At 72.4% G+C, this 14,456-nt stretch carries 13 protein-coding genes and 1 pseudogene; 9 read left to right on the top strand and 5 right to left on the bottom strand.

Annotation, left to right across the window (positions count from 1 at the left end; all coding sequences use genetic code 11):
- Positions 1-62: 62 nt before the first annotated feature.
- Together BBH68_RS18435 and BBH68_RS18430 are read right to left on the bottom strand one after the other, a co-directional pair.
- Positions 63-545 carry a GNAT family N-acetyltransferase gene (locus tag BBH68_RS18435; RefSeq protein ID WP_065963814.1) on the bottom strand — a complete coding sequence of 161 codons (483 nt, stop codon included), beginning with the start codon at positions 543-545 and terminating at the stop codon, positions 63-65.
- A gap of 31 nt (positions 546-576) precedes the next feature.
- The gene (locus BBH68_RS18430) at positions 577-990 is read right to left on the bottom strand and encodes an SRPBCC family protein (protein ID WP_065963811.1); all 414 of its coding nucleotides are present in this window, start codon (positions 988-990) and stop codon (positions 577-579) included.
- Between the two features lie 148 nt (positions 991-1,138).
- Between BBH68_RS18430 and BBH68_RS18425 the strand changes: the two genes are divergently transcribed.
- The 7 genes and pseudogenes from BBH68_RS18425 (at position 1,139) to BBH68_RS18395 (ending at position 7,632) form a co-directional block, all read left to right on the top strand.
- Positions 1,139-1,549 (top strand): SCO4983 family protein, encoded by a 411-nt coding sequence (locus BBH68_RS18425; protein ID WP_065963809.1) that lies wholly within the window; start codon positions 1,139-1,141, stop codon positions 1,547-1,549.
- A 65-nt stretch (positions 1,550-1,614) separates the two neighbouring features.
- A pseudogene (locus BBH68_RS18420) lies at positions 1,615-1,951 on the top strand (macro domain-containing protein); the annotation flags it as partial.
- Between the two features lie 175 nt (positions 1,952-2,126).
- A complete protein-coding gene (locus BBH68_RS18415) occupies positions 2,127-2,840 on the top strand; it encodes a M10 family metallopeptidase domain-containing protein (protein WP_065963808.1) in 714 nt (237 codons plus the stop codon).
- Positions 2,841-3,030: 190 nt separating this feature from the next.
- Positions 3,031-4,134 (top strand): substrate-binding domain-containing protein, encoded by a 1,104-nt coding sequence (locus tag BBH68_RS18410; protein ID WP_174589045.1) that lies wholly within the window; start codon positions 3,031-3,033, stop codon positions 4,132-4,134.
- Between the two features lie 12 nt (positions 4,135-4,146).
- The gene (locus tag BBH68_RS18405) at positions 4,147-5,376 is read left to right on the top strand and encodes a toxic anion resistance protein (RefSeq protein ID WP_065963806.1); all 1,230 of its coding nucleotides are present in this window, start codon (positions 4,147-4,149) and stop codon (positions 5,374-5,376) included.
- 35 nt (positions 5,377-5,411) lie between these two features.
- On the top strand, positions 5,412-6,995 hold the full coding sequence (locus BBH68_RS18400; RefSeq protein ID WP_065963827.1) for a substrate-binding and vWA domain-containing protein: 1,584 nt from the start codon (positions 5,412-5,414) through the stop codon (positions 6,993-6,995).
- A 31-nt stretch (positions 6,996-7,026) separates the two neighbouring features.
- Positions 7,027-7,632: a hypothetical protein gene (locus BBH68_RS18395; RefSeq protein ID WP_425428822.1), complete on the top strand. Its 606-nt coding sequence runs from the start codon at positions 7,027-7,029 to the stop codon at positions 7,630-7,632.
- A gap of 107 nt (positions 7,633-7,739) precedes the next feature.
- Here BBH68_RS18395 and BBH68_RS18390 read toward each other — a convergent pair whose 3' ends face one another.
- Positions 7,740-9,569: a phosphoenolpyruvate carboxykinase (GTP) gene (locus tag BBH68_RS18390; RefSeq protein ID WP_174589044.1), complete on the bottom strand. Its 1,830-nt coding sequence runs from the start codon at positions 9,567-9,569 to the stop codon at positions 7,740-7,742.
- Positions 9,570-9,822: 253 nt separating this feature from the next.
- On the opposite strand from BBH68_RS18390, the gene trhA reads away from it, so the two are divergent.
- Together trhA and BBH68_RS18380 are read left to right on the top strand one after the other, a co-directional pair.
- Entirely contained in the window at positions 9,823-10,545 is a 723-nt protein-coding gene (gene trhA / locus BBH68_RS18385) for a PAQR family membrane homeostasis protein TrhA (protein ID WP_104531338.1), read from the top strand.
- 51 nt (positions 10,546-10,596) lie between these two features.
- On the top strand, positions 10,597-11,223 hold the full coding sequence (locus BBH68_RS18380) for a TetR/AcrR family transcriptional regulator (protein WP_079151063.1): 627 nt from the start codon (positions 10,597-10,599) through the stop codon (positions 11,221-11,223).
- A gap of 76 nt (positions 11,224-11,299) precedes the next feature.
- Here the strand turns inward: BBH68_RS18380 and BBH68_RS18375 are convergent, their stop codons facing one another.
- Positions 11,300-12,313 carry an MDR family NADP-dependent oxidoreductase gene (locus BBH68_RS18375; protein ID WP_065963802.1) on the bottom strand — a complete coding sequence of 338 codons (1,014 nt, stop codon included), beginning with the start codon at positions 12,311-12,313 and terminating at the stop codon, positions 11,300-11,302.
- Between the two features lie 87 nt (positions 12,314-12,400).
- Positions 12,401-14,434: a thioredoxin domain-containing protein gene (locus BBH68_RS18370; protein WP_065963800.1), complete on the bottom strand. Its 2,034-nt coding sequence runs from the start codon at positions 14,432-14,434 to the stop codon at positions 12,401-12,403.
- Between the last annotated feature and the right edge of the window lie 22 nt (positions 14,435-14,456).

Raw genomic sequence — 14,456 nt, 5'->3', positions numbered from 1 at the left:
TGGGTATGGGACAGCGACACGCCGACGTCACGGCGTGTCGCTGTCCCATACCCACCACAAAGTCAGCAGCGGCCGGCGGGCCGCAGCGCCTTCTCCATGGCCACCTCCCCGTCCTCCTCACCGGCCTCCGTCAACCCGACGCGCCGGTAGAAGGCGAGGGCGCGCGCGTTGTCCGGCATGACGTTCAGCCGCAGCACCTCGGCCCCGGCCTCAAGGCCCCACTCCTCCACGGCCCGCACCAGGTGGCCGGCGACCCCGCGCCCGCGCGCGTGCGAGTCCACCCACATGGAGATCAGCTCGACGACGCCGGCGCGCGGGCCGGGCACCCCGCTGGCCATCCCGACGGCCTTCCCGTCGAGGACGGCCACCACGTTGTACGAACCGGGGATCTCCAGCCGGGCGCGCCACCGCTCCTCGCGGTCGCCCTCCCCCTGCCAGTCCGCGAGCCGGGACCCGAACGCGTACGGCGCGTCCGCGAGCGCGGCGAGCCGCAGCTCCCGCCAGAGGGGCCAGTCGTCCGCCGTCAGCACCCGTAATTCGATCACGCCGGGCAGCGCCCCTTCCTCCGGCCGGTCGCTATGCGCGCTCCATCACCCGCTTGAGCGCGGCGAGGTCGCCGGCCACCATATCGGCGTCGCGCTGGAATCGCTCATCGCTCATGTCCGGCTGCCGGCGCAGTGTGAAGAGCACCTCGCACCCGCCGGTGTCGTCGGCGATCACCCGCATCGGGTTGTGCACGACCTCGCCGGAGGGCAGCGTGACGTCGTGGTCGAGCACGCCGAACTCGTTCCTGGGCGCGAACACGACCACGACCCGCCCCATGGGCGACGACTCCGCGACCCATTGGCCGTCGATCTCCTCGATGGTGTCCCCCAGCCCTTCGGCCCACTCCGGCAGGTTGGCGGGGTTCGAGGCGTAGGCGTAGACGTCCGCGGCGGGGCGGGCGATGCGGGTGCTGATGTGTCGCGACTCGAAGGCGATGGCTTCCATGGCCGCGACGCTATCGAGCGCCCGCGGGGGCCGTCTTGAACGAATCGGTCGCCGTCGCGCCGGGCGGAAGTGGCGAGTATTAGCGACAGCTCAACTTTAGACAGCGTCTAAGTTAGGATGGCCTCCTGAGATCCCTTGGAGGCCATCCATGTACGAGCCGATCCGCACCAAGTCGGTCCACACCATGACGGAGCCCGGCCCCGGCGTCCCCCACCGCTCGCGCGAGGAGGAGCTGGACATCCAGCTCGCGGGCCACCTCACCGCGCTGCTGACCGTCACCGACGAGCTGCGCGCCCTCGCCCCGGCCCCCACCCTCGACGACGCCGCCCAGCGCCTCGCCGACCGGGTCACCCGCCTCCGCGCCGGCCGCGCCCCCCTCCGCGCGGCCCCCACCACGACCTCCGCCACCCCCGCCCACATCACCGCCCTCCACCAGCGCGCCCACACCCTGGCCGGCCGCGCCCTGGTCGTCGCCACCTCCCGCGGCGACGCGACGGCCACGGCGCTCGCGGCCGAGCGCCTGGAGAGCCACGCGGCGGCGCTCGGCATCGGCGGCTGAACCCCAGCCGCCGGTAGTTCGCCGAAGATGGACCGTATGACCACCTCGATCACCCTCGCCCCTACGGCAAGGGGCTGCCGACCGGGCAGGCCGTGGCCACCACGGCGGGGGCTGCCCGCGCGGTGGGTCATCCACACCGTGGGGCCGGTGTGGTCCGCCACCGAGGACCGATCGGAGCTGCTCGCCTCCTGCTACCGCGAGTCGCTGAGGGTCGCGGACGATCTCGGCGCGAGGACGGTCGCGTTCCCCGCCGTCTCCACCGGCGTCTACCGGTGGCCGATGGAGGACGCCGCCCGCATCGCGGTGGAGACGGTGCGGGCCACGGACACGGGCGTCGAGGAGGTCCGGTTCGTGCTCTTCGACGAGCCCGCGTACCAGGCGTTCGCCGCGCACGCCGGCTGACGGCGCCGGCGCCGCTTCAGCTCCCTCGGGTCCCGGATCAGGATGTCCGGCCTCCTACGCGCCGCAGGTGGCCACGCCATCGGACACCGGGCCACCGGACACCGCGCCGATGGGCCCCATTAGGATCCGATCGGCCCGGCACACTGGCGGGCCTCCGCACAACGGGGAGCACCACATGAAGAAACTCGGGGGAGTCGCGCTGGCAGCCGCCCTCGCGACGGTCTTCGCCACCGCCTCGACCGCGAGCGCCGCGAACGAAGGCACGGGCTGGAAGCTGGAATCCGGCTCGCCTTACTTCATCACGAATCTGGCGCACAACAGCACCTACACCATCTCCTTCGTGACGCAGAAGTCGCGCGGCTGGCTCACCTCGTATCTGAAGGTTCCGGTCCAGCAGCTCAACGCCATGCCGGAGGTGAAGAACGCGGGAATCAAGTTCGTACTGTCCACCACGATCGAGGGCGGGACGAACTACCAGAACAAGAAGTACTGCGCCGGTCCGCAGCACCACATCATGTTCCTCCTGAAGTACCGGCCGCTGGACGGCAAGAAGGGCATGTCGCGCGCCCTTCCCTGCTACAACACCAAGACCAACGCCGCCTGGGGCGGATACGTCGAGATGGACACCGAGTACTGGACCAGCACCGGCAAGGAGAACAGCTGGTTCGGCTCGAACAAGACCAAGGCCCACGCCATGACGCTCAACGCGGTCACCCATGAGCTGGGCCACATGATGGGCCTGGACCACCCGGACCCGTCCAAGTTCAGCCCGAACGAGAACAAGCCGGTCATGACCTCACCGAACGGCGGGTACCTCAACAGCAACGGCGGCAAGTTCACGGCCGCCGACCTGCGCGGAATCAGGAAGCTCGTCTCCAACGGCGCCTGAGCGCAACGGCACCTGAATCCAAGGGTGTCTGAGCCCAACGGCGCCTGAATCCCACGGCGCCTGAGGCGGCCGGAGCCCGCTCGGCTCCGGCCGCCCACCCATTCCCTCAACTCCTTTCGCAGAATGGCCGATTCCTGTTTCGGACTGCGATCAGCCGTTCACCTCCGCGCCATCTGACCGCGCCCGGAATGTGGGTTTCCGCGAGCACGCTGCCGCCGTGAGACGCATATTCGGAATCGTCCTCGCGGTTCTGCTGATCGGCGGCGTGGCGGCCGCCCTGATCGCGGGGCGCGAGAAGGACAAGGGCACGGCAACGACGACCGTGCGCGGAGTGATCGGGTCGGAGAAGGCCGAGTTCTTCGCCGACCCCGATGTGGTGAAGGCCCTGGCGGACAAGGGATTCACCGTCAAGACGGAGACATCCGGCTCGTGGGCGATGGAGAACCTCCCGCTCAAGGGCTACGACTTCGCCTTCCCGAGCAGCGAGTCGCCCGCCGTCGAGCTGGCGCGGAAGGCCGGGGTGAAGGGCACACCGCAGCGGCCGTTCTACTCGCCGCTGGTGGTCGTCGCGCACCGCAACGCCGCCGAGGTGCTGGCCGGGAACGGGCTCGCGACGCTGACCGGCAAGAACACCGGCACCCTGAGGATGGGCGCGTATCTCGAGGCCGCCGAGCGGGACCGGACGTGGCAGCGGCTCAAGGGGGCCGAGAAGTACAGCGAGCTGAACGGCGTGGTGTCCATCACCAGCACCGACCCGGCCCAGTCCAACTCGGGCGCGCTGTATCTGGCCGCCGCCTCGTACGTGGCGAACGGCGGCCGCATCGTCGCCGACGACGCGGACCTCGCCCGGACCGCACCGCTGATGAAGAAGCTCATCAGCGTCCAGGGCGCCCAGCAGTCCAGCTCCGACGCCCCGTTCCGCGACTTCATCAGCGGGGCGGCCAACCCGTTGGTCCTGGTCTACGAATCGCAGGTCGCCTCGCTGCTGATGCAGCGGCAGGACGTCGGCGACATGGTGGTCCTCTACCCGGACGTCACGGTCAACAGCGACCACACCCTGGTGCCGCTGACCCCCGAGGGCCGCAGGCTCGGCGAGTTGCTGAGCGGCGACAAGAAGCTGCGGGAGCTGGCCGTGCGGCACGGCTTCAGGCCGCAGGGCGCCGCCTCCGAGTTCACCGCCGCCACCGCGTCCCATACCGCGTACCTCAACCAGCGGCTGACCGGCGTCCGGCAGGCGCCGGTGCCCAGGGCCGGGGTGCTGCGGGACCTCGCGCGACGAGCCACCAGCCAGTGACGGGAGCCCGGTATGACCACCGCCAACGACAAGCCCATTGACCCCCTCGGCCCCGCCGACAACGCCGACCACGCCGACGGCCTGGTGCTGACCCCGCCCGAGCCCGTCGCCCCCGTGCCCAAGGAGAAGGCCGCCGGCCTGGTGCCGGTGGAGGCGTCCGTACGGGAGGAGATGGAGCGCCGCGCCGCCGAGTACGTGTCCGCGCTGGCCGGCCTCGACGCCCGCTCCCCCGAGTTCGCCACCCGGATCGGCGAGATCACCGCACTCGGCTCCGGCGAGATACGCGGCGCGGCCCAGCAGTCCAACCGGATGCTGGACCGCACCGTACGCTCCCTCGCGCAGCACGAGGGCGGCGGCGACGCCCGGACCCGGGTCTCGTCCTCGCTGGTCGAACTGCGCCGCACCGTCGAGGACCTGGACCCCCGCGACACCCGCCCGAAGGGCGCGCGCCGGCTGCTGGCCAAGCTGCCGGGCGGCAACAGGCTGCGCGACCACGTCGCCAAGTACGCCTCCGCCCAGGGCACCCTCAACAAGATCGTCGGCTCGCTGCGCGGCGGTCAGGACGAGCTGCGCCGCGACAACGCGGCCCTCCACACCGAGCGCGTCCGCCTGTGGGAGACCATGGGCAAGCTCCAGGAGTACGCGGTGCTGGCCGAGGCCCTGGACGCGGCGGTGGAGCGGCGGATCGCGGCCGTGGAGGCCACCGATCCGGAGCAGGCCGACGCGCTGCGCGCCGATGTGCTCTTCCCCGTGCGGCAGAAGCACCAGGACCTGCTCACCCAGCTCGCGGTGTGCGCGCAGGGCTATCTGGCGATGGACGTGGTGCGCCGCAACAACGACGAGCTGATCAAGGGTGTGGACCGGGCCGCGACCACCACCGTCTCGGCGCTGCGCATCGCGGTGATGCTGTCCTCCGCGCTGGAGAACCAGCGCGCGGTGACCGAGCAGGTCAACGCCCTGCGCGGGACGACCGAGGAGCTGGTCCGGGGCAACGCGGAGATGCTGGCCACCCAGAGCGGCGAGATCCAGCGGATCGCGGCCGACCCGGCGGTGGGCGTGGAGACGCTGCGCGGGGCGTTCCAGCAGATCTACCGGACGCTGGACGCGATCGACACCTACAAGGCGCGCGCGACCGAGTCCATGGCCACGACGGTGGAGGCGCTCACGGACGAGCTGCGGCAGGCGAACGCGTATCTGGAGCGCACCCGCTCGGCGGGCACGGCCGAGGGGAGCCTGCTGTGATCCCGCCACCCCGGGGTGTGCCCCGGCGCGCCCTCATGGCCCTCGGCCTCGCCGCCGTACTGCCGGTGAGCGCCTGCACCTCGGAGGACGGCGGAGACCACAGGAACAAGGGCGGCAGGCGCGCTCCCGGCACCCTGCGGGTCCTCGCGAGCAGCGAGCTGACGGACATGAAGCCGGTGCTGGACGCGGCGCGCGAGGCGACCGGCGTCACCGTCGAGGCCACCTGGTCCGGCACCCTGGACGCGGTCGAGGCCGTGGCGTCCGGGAAGGCGGACGGGGCGTACGAGGCGATCTGGCTGTCGTCGAACGACTATCTGCGGCTGCGCCCCGAGGCCGCCGGGAAGATCACCTCGGAGACACCGGTGATGACCTCGCCGGTCGCCCTCGGCGTCACGTCGGGAGCCGTGCGGCGGCTGGGCTGGGACCCGGAGCAGGTCACCTGGGCGCGCATCCACCAGGCGGTGGCCGACGGGAAGCTGACGTACGGGATGACCGACCCCGTGCGCTCCAACTCGGGCTTCTCGGCGCTGGTCTCGATCGCCTCGGGGCTGTCCGGCGCCCAGTCCGCGCTGCGCGACTCCGATGTGCGGAGGGTCGCGCCGAAGCTCAAGCGGTTCTTCGCGGGCCAGCGGCTGACGTCCGGCTCCTCCGGGTGGCTGGCCCAGGCGTACGCCCGGCGCGGCGATGTGGACGCGCTGATCAACTACGAGTCCGTGCTGCTGTCCCTGAACCGCGACCACCACACCGGCCTGACGGTGATCCGCCCCCGGGACGGCGTGGTCACCGCCGACTACCCGCTCACCGCCCTCGCCTCCGCGCCCCAGGACGCGCGGGACGAGGTCCGTGCGCTCGCCGGGTACCTGCGGTCCCCGAAGGCGCAGCGGACGCTGACCGGGCGGACCTTCCGCCGCCCCGTCGTGGTCTCCGTCCGGCCCGCGGCCCCGCTGTCCGCGGCCAAGCGGCGCGAACTGCCCTTCCCCGGCAGCCGGTCGGTGGCCGACGGGCTGCTCGCCGCCTACGAGAACGAGCTGCGGCGGCCCTCGCGCACGGTGTACGTGCTGGACACCTCCGGTTCGATGGAGGGCGACCGTCTTGACCGGCTCAAGGCGGCGCTCACCCGGCTGGCCGGGGCGGACGGCTCGCCCACCGGGGAGCGGTTCCGGGACCGGGAGGAGGTGACGCTGATGCCGTTCGGCTCCCGGGTCAAGGCGGTCCGTACGCACACGGTGCCCGAGGACGGCCCGGGCGCGGCGCTCGCCGCGATCCGCGCGGACGCCGAGGCGCTCACCGCGGACGGGGAGACCGCGATCTTCAGCAGCCTCCAGGAGGCGTACCGCCATCTCGCCCGGCGCGCCTCGGCCCTCGGGGACGACCGCTTCACCTCGATCGTGCTGATGACGGACGGGGAGAACACGGCCGGGGCGTCCGCCGACGACTTCGACGCCTTCTACCGGCGCCTGCCCGCGCCGCAGCGGACGACCCCGGTCTTCCCGATCGTCTTCGGCGACTCCGACCGGGGCGAGCTGGAGTCCATCGCCTCCCTCACCGGGGGGCGGCTCTTCGACGCGACCAAGGGCTCGCTGGACGAGGCCTTCGAGGAGATCCGTGGCTACCAATGACCCGGGGCACAAGGTCCTGCGCCCCAAGGCCCTGCGCCATACGGTCCTGCGCTGTCTGGAGTCCCGCAAGAACATCGCCGGAAGCGCGGCGGGCCTCGCCGGACTGGCCCTGACCTTCACGGGTCTGGCGGGCGTCTACTGGCCGGTGGTGGTGGCGGGCCTGTACGGCGCGGGCGCGCTGATCGCGCCGCCCGAGCGGCCCGCGGCGCCGGACTTACCCGACCCCGCCCGGCAACTGGACGCCCTGCGGGAGGACTTCGCCCGGCTGCGGGCCTCCCTAGCCCAGGTCGAGCTACCGCCGGCGGCCGCCGGCCGGCTCACCGAGCTGGACGGGCTGCTGGCGGCCCTGCTGGACCCGGAGCCGGCGGGCGAGGCGCTGCTGCTCGACCCGGAGGGGACGTACGCGCTGTCGCGGATCGTCCGGCACGACGTGCCCGAGGCCGTGGACACCTACGCCCGCACCCGCTGGTGGACCCGGCTGGCCCCGGGCGCGGATCCGCCCGAACGCCATCTGGAGCGGCAGCTGTCGCTGCTGTTCGACGAGGCGGGCGCGATGGCCTCGGCGCTGCGGGAGGCGGAGGCGGGCCGCCAGCGGACCCATACCCGGTATCTGGAGGAGCGGGGGCGCGGCACCTGAGTTCGCGGTGAGTACGAGACAGCGACACGCCGTCCCGTCGGCGTGTCGCTGTCTCGTACTCACCGCAACGTCACCGCCCCACCGGCCGGCGGGGCGGTGACGTCGCCTCAGCCGAGGCGCTCGACGAGCGCGCGGTGCTCGTCCCACATCTCCTGCGGGGTGTGGTCGCCGAAGGTGCGCAGGTGGTCGGGGACCAGGGCCGCCTCCTCGCGCCACACCTCCTTGTCGACGGTCAGCAGCAGGTCGAGGTCGGCGTCGTCGATGTCCAGGCCCTCGGTGTCCAGCGCCTCGCGGGTCGGCAGCACGCCGATCGGGGTCTCGACGCCGTCGGCCTTGCCGTCGAGGCGGTCGACGATCCACTTGAGCACGCGGCTGTTCTCGCCGAAGCCCGGCCACACGAACCGGCCGTCGGCGTCCTTGCGGAACCAGTTGACGTAGTAGATCTTGGGCAGCTTGGCCTGGTCGGCGGTCTTGCCGATCTTCACCCAGTGGGCCATGTAGTCGCCCATGTTGTAGCCGCAGAACGGCAGCATGGCGAACGGGTCGCGGCGCAGCTCACCGACCTTGCCCTCGGCCGCGGCGGTCTTCTCGCTGGCCACGTTGGCGCCGAGGAAGACGCCGTGCTGCCAGTCGAAGGACTCGGTGACCAGCGGTACGGCGCTGGCGCGGCGGCCGCCGAAGAGGATGGCCGAGATCGGCACGCCCTTGGGGTCCTCCCACTCCGGCGCGATGATCGGGCACTGCCCGGCGGGCACGGTGAAGCGGGCGTTGGGGTGGGCGGCGGGGGTGCCGGACTCGGGGGTCCAGTCGTTGCCCTTCCAGTCGGTCAGGTGGGCGGGCGCCTCCTCGGTCATGCCCTCCCACCACACGTCGCCGTCGTCGGTGAGCGCGACATTGGTGAAGACCGAGTTGCCCCACAGGGTCTTCATGGCGTTGGCGTTGGTGTGCTCGCCGGTGCCGGGGGCGACGCCGAAGAAGCCGGCCTCGGGGTTGATCGCGTAGAGCCGGCCGTCCTCGCCGAAACGCATCCAGGCGATGTCGTCGCCGATGGTCTCGACCGTCCAGCCGGGGATGGTCGGCTCCAGCATGGCGAGGTTGGTCTTGCCGCACGCGCTCGGGAAGGCCGCGGCGACGTACTTGGCCTCCCCGCGCGGCGGGGTGAGCTTGAGGATCAGCATGTGCTCGGCGAGCCAGCCCTCGTCACGGGCCATCACGGAGGCGATGCGCAGGGCGTAGCACTTCTTGCCGAGCAGCGCGTTGCCGCCGTAGCCGGAGCCGTACGACCAGATCTCGCGGGTCTCGGGGAAGTGGGAGATGTACTTGGTGGAGTTGCACGGCCACGGCACATCGGCCTGGCCGGGCTCCAGCGGGGCGCCGAGGGTGTGCACGGCCTTGACGAAGAAGCCCTGGTCACCGAGGACGTCGAGGACGTCCTGGCCCATGCGGGTCATGGTGCGCATGGAGACGGCGACGTACGCGGAGTCGGTGATCTCGACGCCGATCGCGGACAGCGGCGAGCCGAGCGGGCCCATGCAGAAGGGCACCACGTACATGGTCCGGCCGCGCATCGAGCCCCGGAAGATGCCCTGCTCCCCCGTGAAGATCTCCCGCATCTCGGCGGGGGACTTCCAGTGGTTGGTCGGGCCCGCGTCCTCCTCGCGCTCGGAGCATATGAAGGTGCGGTCCTCGACGCGTGCCACGTCGGAGGGGTCCGAGGCCGCGTAGTACGAGTTGGGCCGCTTGATCGGATCGAGGCGTTTGAAGGTCCCCTTCTCCACGAGCTCCGCGCACAGTCGCTCGTACTCCGCCTCCGAGCCGTCGCACCACACCACCCTGTCCGGCTGGGTGAGCTCGGCGATCTCGCCGACCCAGGAGAGCAGCTCCTGGTGGTTGGTGGGGGCTGCGGTGGTTGAGGAAGCCACATTGCTGGGGGCCACGATCGCTCCATCCCGCCGGACCGCACCGGTCCGGCGTCACTGATTGAGGGTTTGCGGCAGGTATGTGCACTCATACCCGCATATTCCGTTTATGGAGACAGCTACCCCTTGGGGGCTGCGACCCGGATGCTCAGCTCATCCGGTGCCGACCGCGCTCATTTGATCATCCGACGGCGCGGGCATTCTGTCCAGTGGGCGCAGGGTGACCATCACCACTCGGAACAGAGGGGTAACTTACGGTCGCGTAGGTAGCATGTGCGCCATGACTGCCGCTGCGCCCGACCCCGCCGTTGACGCTCCGGTCGCCCCCGCGCCAGAGCCCCCAGCTGCTCCGCCGGTCCCCCTCAAGCCACGGCTGCGAGGGTGGCTGCACGCCGGTATGTTCCCCGCCGCGCTCATCGCCGGCGTGGTCCTCACCGCCCTCGCCTCCAGCCCCCGCGGGCGACTGGCCTGCGCGATCTACACCCTCACCGCCTGCGCGCTGTTCGGCGTCAGCGCCCTCTACCACCGGGGGAACTGGGGCCCGCGCGCCACGGCCGTGCTGCGCCGCCTGGACCACGCCAATATCTTCCTGATCATCGCCGGCACCTATACCCCCTTCACCCTGCTGCTTCTGCCCGACGGCAAGCAGGAACTCCTGCTGTGGCTGGTGTGGGCGGGGGCGCTGGCCGGGATCGCCTTCCGGGTCTTCTGGGTCGGCGCCCCGCGCTGGCTCTACACCCCCTGCTACATCGCGCTGGGCTGGGCCGCGATCTTCTTCCTGCCCGACTTCCTGCACACGGGCGGCGTCGCCGTCATGACGCTCATCGTCGTGGGCGGGCTGCTCTACAGCGTGGGCGCGGTGATCTACGGCACCAAGCGCCCCAACCCCTCACCGCGCTGGTTCGGCTTCCACGAGGTGTTCCACTCCTTCACGCTGGCCGCCTTCGTCGTCCACTATGTGGGCATCTCGCTGGTGGCCTACCAGCACGGCTGACGCCGTCGGCACCATGGCCCCACGGCACACCGATGCCCGACAATGAGAGCCATGGCACGTACCGCCCCCTCGGCCCCACCCAAGCTCGGACTGCGTGAGCGCAAGAAGATCCAGACCCGGCGGGCGATCCGCGGCGCCGCGCACCGGCTGTTCGAGGAGCAGGGGTACGACGCCACCCCCGTGGACCAGATCGCGGAGGCCGCCGACGTCTCCCCCAGCACGGTCTTCCGCTACTTCCCCACCAAGGAGGACATCGTCCTCACCGACGAGTACGACCCGTTCGTGGTGGCGGCGCTGCGCGAACGCCCCCTGGACGAGCCGCCGGTGACCTCCCTGCGCCACGCCCTGGTCGGCCTGATGCACCAGTACGCCGACGACGGGCACGAGGAGATGCTGACCCGGCTCAGGCTGATCCGGCAGGTCCCCGCGCTGCGCGCGCGGATGGGCGAGAGCCTGGCCGGCACCGGCGAGCTGCTGGGCGAGGTCCTGGCCGAGCGCAGCGGTCGGGCCCCGGACGACTTCGAGGTGCGGGTGGTCGTGGCGGCCGTGCTCGGGGCGCTGCGGGAGGCGATCTTCTTCTGGTTCGAGGACGGTCGGGCGGAGGACGGCCGGCTGGAGGACATGGAGAAGCACATCGACCGCGCCCTGGAGATCCTGGCCCGCGGCCTGACCCTGTGAACGGCCCTGTGAACGGCCTGTGACCGGCCCTCTCAGCCCGCGTGAAGGACCTGGAAGCGACCGGGTTCCGCCGGGCTCACAGGTCCACCAGCACAGCCCCCACGTGCCGCCCCTCCAGCAGCTCGCACAGCGCGCGCGGCGCCCGCTCGATGCCCGACAGTCGGACGTGGGGGAAGGTGAGCGTCCCGGCCCGCAGCCCGCGGCCGAACTCCGCCGTCCACTCGGGGATCACGTCCATGTGGTCGTACAGCGCGATGCCCCGCAGCGTGATCCCGCGGGCGGTCAGCGCGACCGTGTCGATCTCCACCGGGGCCGTCGCGGCGCCCGTGGCCTGCCCGGACAGCGCCCCGACGATCGCGAACCGGGCGCCCCGGCGGGCCAGGGCCAGCGCGGCCCGCAGCTGCTCGCCGCCGACGTTGTCGAAGACCGCGTCCAGGCCGTCGGGGGCGGCCTCGCGCAGCTGCTCCTCGATCGGCCCGGCGCCCCGCAGCACGACCGCGTCGTAGCCGAGCTCCCTGGTCAGCACCTCGGCCTTGCGCGGCGAGCCGGTGCTGCCGATGACCCGCTTCGCGCCCCGTAGCCGGGCGATCTGGCCCGCGAGCGAGCCCACCCCGCCCGCGGCCCCCGTCACGAACACCGTGTCCCCGGACCGCACCTCGGCGCCCCGTACGACACCCATCCAGGCGCTGGGGCCCTGCGACAGATGCGCGGCCGGGTCCGGCAGCGCCTCCGGGTCGAGCCGGTGCGCCTCGGCGGCGTCCACCACCGCGTACTCGCGCCAGCCGAACCGGTGCTCGACCAGCTCGCCGGCCTCCGCGCCACCGCCCGGCGCGGCGACCACCTCGCCGACGGCCAGGCCCCACAGCGCCTCGCCCGCCACATAGGGCGGCATGAACAGATCGGCCTCGCTGTTCATCAGGGTGCGCATCACGGCGGTCACGGCCATGACCCGGTTGCGCACCAGCAGCTGACCGGGTCCCGGCTCGGGCACCGGGAACTCGACGACCTCGAAGTGATCGACACTGAGCGGTCGCGCGGGACGCGGGCGGACGGCGAGACGCACCTCGCGGTGCACGGCGGGAACGGGCATCGGCGCTCCTCCATCGGCGATGCACCCGACCGTAGACGGCCCCGCTCATGACCCGGTCAAGCCGGGGCCGGTCCGCAGGGCCTGTCGTCACCCCAGCTTTCCGGCCAGCGCCCCCGCGTCCGCCGTAGGCGCGTCGCAGGTGAACCGGCGGCACACATACGCCGCCGGCCGGCCCTCCAGCAGCGGGCGGTCCAGCAGCAGCGGCACCTCCCGCGAGCCGGGCTCGCCGACCGCGACCACCGCGCCGGGCGCGGTGCCCAGGAGGGCGGCCCGGTGCAGGGCGCGGGTCGCCGGGTCGCCGTCGTGCCCGACGACGGCCACCTCGCGCGGCCCGTCCAGCAGCGCCTCGGCCACCGCCAGGCCCCACCCGATGAACCGCGGCGCGCGCCCGGCGAGCGCCCGCACCACCCCCAGCGCGCGCTCCGCCACCTCCCGGGGGCGGTCCTCGCCGGTGACGGCCGCGTACGACAGCAGCGCCCCGGCCGCGGCCGTCCAGCCCGAGGGCGCGGCGTTGTCCGTCGGGTCCTGGGGGCGGCGGATGAGCTGCTCGGCGTCGTCGGCGGTGTCGTACAGCGTGCCGTCCCCGGCCGCGAAGCGGCGCATGACCGCGTCCAGCAGCAGCCCCGCGAGGTCCACCCACGCGCCCTCGCCGGTGACGGAGGACAGCGCGAGGAAGCCCTCGGCGACATCCGCGTAGTCCTCCAGGACGCCCGCGTGGGACCCGGCCGTGCCGTCCAGCGAGGTGCGGGCGAGCCGCCCGCTGTCGTCGAGGTGGACGCGCACCAGCAGGTCGGCGGCCGCGGCCGCGGCGTCGACGAGGTCGGGGCGGTCGAAGTACGCCCCGGTCTCGGCGAGTGCCGCGATCGCCAGGCCGTTCCACCCGGCGACGACCTTGTCGTCGCGGCCCGGGCGCGGCCTCAGCTCACGGGCCGCCAGCAGCCGCTCCCGTACGGAGGCGACGCGCTCGGCGTCGGCCAGCCCCTCGCGGTCGGGGAGCCTCAGCACGGAGGAGCCCCGCTCGAAGGTGCCTTCCTCGGTCACGCCGAAGTGCTCGGCGGCGAGCTCGGCGTCCCGCTCCCCCAGCGCCTCGCGCAGCTGCTCGGGGGTCCAGACGTAGTACGCGCCCTCCGCGTGGCCGCCCTCGCCGTCGTCGCTGTCGGCGTCGAGGGCCGAGGCGAACCCGCCCTGCTCGGTGCGCAGCTCGCGGACCAGGAACTCGGCGGTCTCCAGGGCGACACGGCGCGCCAGATCCGAGCCGGTGGCCCGCCACAGATGAGCGTAGACGCGGCACAGAAGCGCATTATCATACAGCATCTTCTCGAAGTGCGGCACGGTCCACGTCGCGTCGACCGCGTAGCGCGCGAATCCCCCGCCGAGCTGGTCGTAGATGCCGCCGCGGGCCATCGCCTCGCAGGTGGCCTGCACCATCTGGAGCGCGGCCTTGGAGCCGGTGCGGGCGTGGTGCCGCAGCAGGAACTCCAGCACCATGGACGGCGGGAACTTCGGCGCGCCCCCGAAACCGCCGTGCACGGCGTCGAATTCGCGGGTCAGCGCCATCAGCGCGGAGTGCAGGTCCTCGGCTTCCGGCGGCCGCGCGGACCCGTACGCGAGGGAGGCCCCGCTGCGCTCGGCCAAGTCCCGCACGATGCGCCCGGCCACGTCCCGCACCTCCTCGCGCCGGTCCGCCCAGGCGGCCCGGACGCCCTCCAGCACCTGGCGGAAGGACGGCATGCCGTGGCGCGGCGCCGGCGGGAAGTAGGTGCCGAAGTAGAACGGCTCGGCGTCGGGGGTGAGGAAGACCGTCATGGGCCAGCCGCCCTGGCCGGTGGCGGCCTGCACGGCCTCCATATAGACGGCGTCGACGTCCGGCCGCTCCTCGCGGTCGACCTTCACGGACACGAAGTGCGCGTTCAGATACTCGGCGGTCGCCTCGTCCTCGAAGGATTCGCGCGCCATGACATGGCACCAATGGCAGCTCGAATACCCGACGCTCAGCAGCACGGGCACGCCCCGGCGGCGGGCCTCCTCGAACGCCTCGTCGGACCACGGCCGCCAGTCGACCGGATTGTCCGCGTGCTGGAGGAGGTACGGGGATGTCTCGTGCGCCAGACGGTTCGGCATGCCCCCATCCTCCCTCAACTCG

Source organism: Streptomyces sparsogenes, assembly GCF_001704635.1.
Classification (GTDB): Bacteria; Actinomycetota; Actinomycetes; order Streptomycetales; family Streptomycetaceae; genus Streptomyces; species Streptomyces sparsogenes.
This window is presented reverse-complemented; position numbering and strand designations above follow the sequence as displayed.

Excerpts from the sequence above, each read along its gene's own strand:
- trhA (WP_104531338.1), top strand. The coding sequence starts at position 9,823 with ATGTGCGCCATGACTGCCGCTGCGCCCGACCCCGCCGTTGACGCTCCG.
- BBH68_RS18380 (WP_079151063.1), top strand. The coding sequence starts at position 10,597 with ATGGCACGTACCGCCCCCTCGGCCCCACCCAAGCTCGGACTGCGTGAG.
- BBH68_RS18400 (WP_065963827.1), top strand. The coding sequence starts at position 5,412 with ATGGCCCTCGGCCTCGCCGCCGTACTGCCGGTGAGCGCCTGCACCTCG.
- BBH68_RS18375 (WP_065963802.1), bottom strand. The coding sequence starts at position 12,313 with ATGCCCGTTCCCGCCGTGCACCGCGAGGTGCGTCTCGCCGTCCGCCCG.
- BBH68_RS18430 (WP_065963811.1), bottom strand. The coding sequence starts at position 990 with ATGGAAGCCATCGCCTTCGAGTCGCGACACATCAGCACCCGCATCGCC.
- BBH68_RS18425 (WP_065963809.1), top strand. The coding sequence starts at position 1,139 with ATGTACGAGCCGATCCGCACCAAGTCGGTCCACACCATGACGGAGCCC.
- BBH68_RS18370 (WP_065963800.1), bottom strand. The coding sequence starts at position 14,434 with ATGCCGAACCGTCTGGCGCACGAGACATCCCCGTACCTCCTCCAGCAC.
- BBH68_RS18415 (WP_065963808.1), top strand. The coding sequence starts at position 2,127 with ATGAAGAAACTCGGGGGAGTCGCGCTGGCAGCCGCCCTCGCGACGGTC.
- BBH68_RS18405 (WP_065963806.1), top strand. The coding sequence starts at position 4,147 with ATGACCACCGCCAACGACAAGCCCATTGACCCCCTCGGCCCCGCCGAC.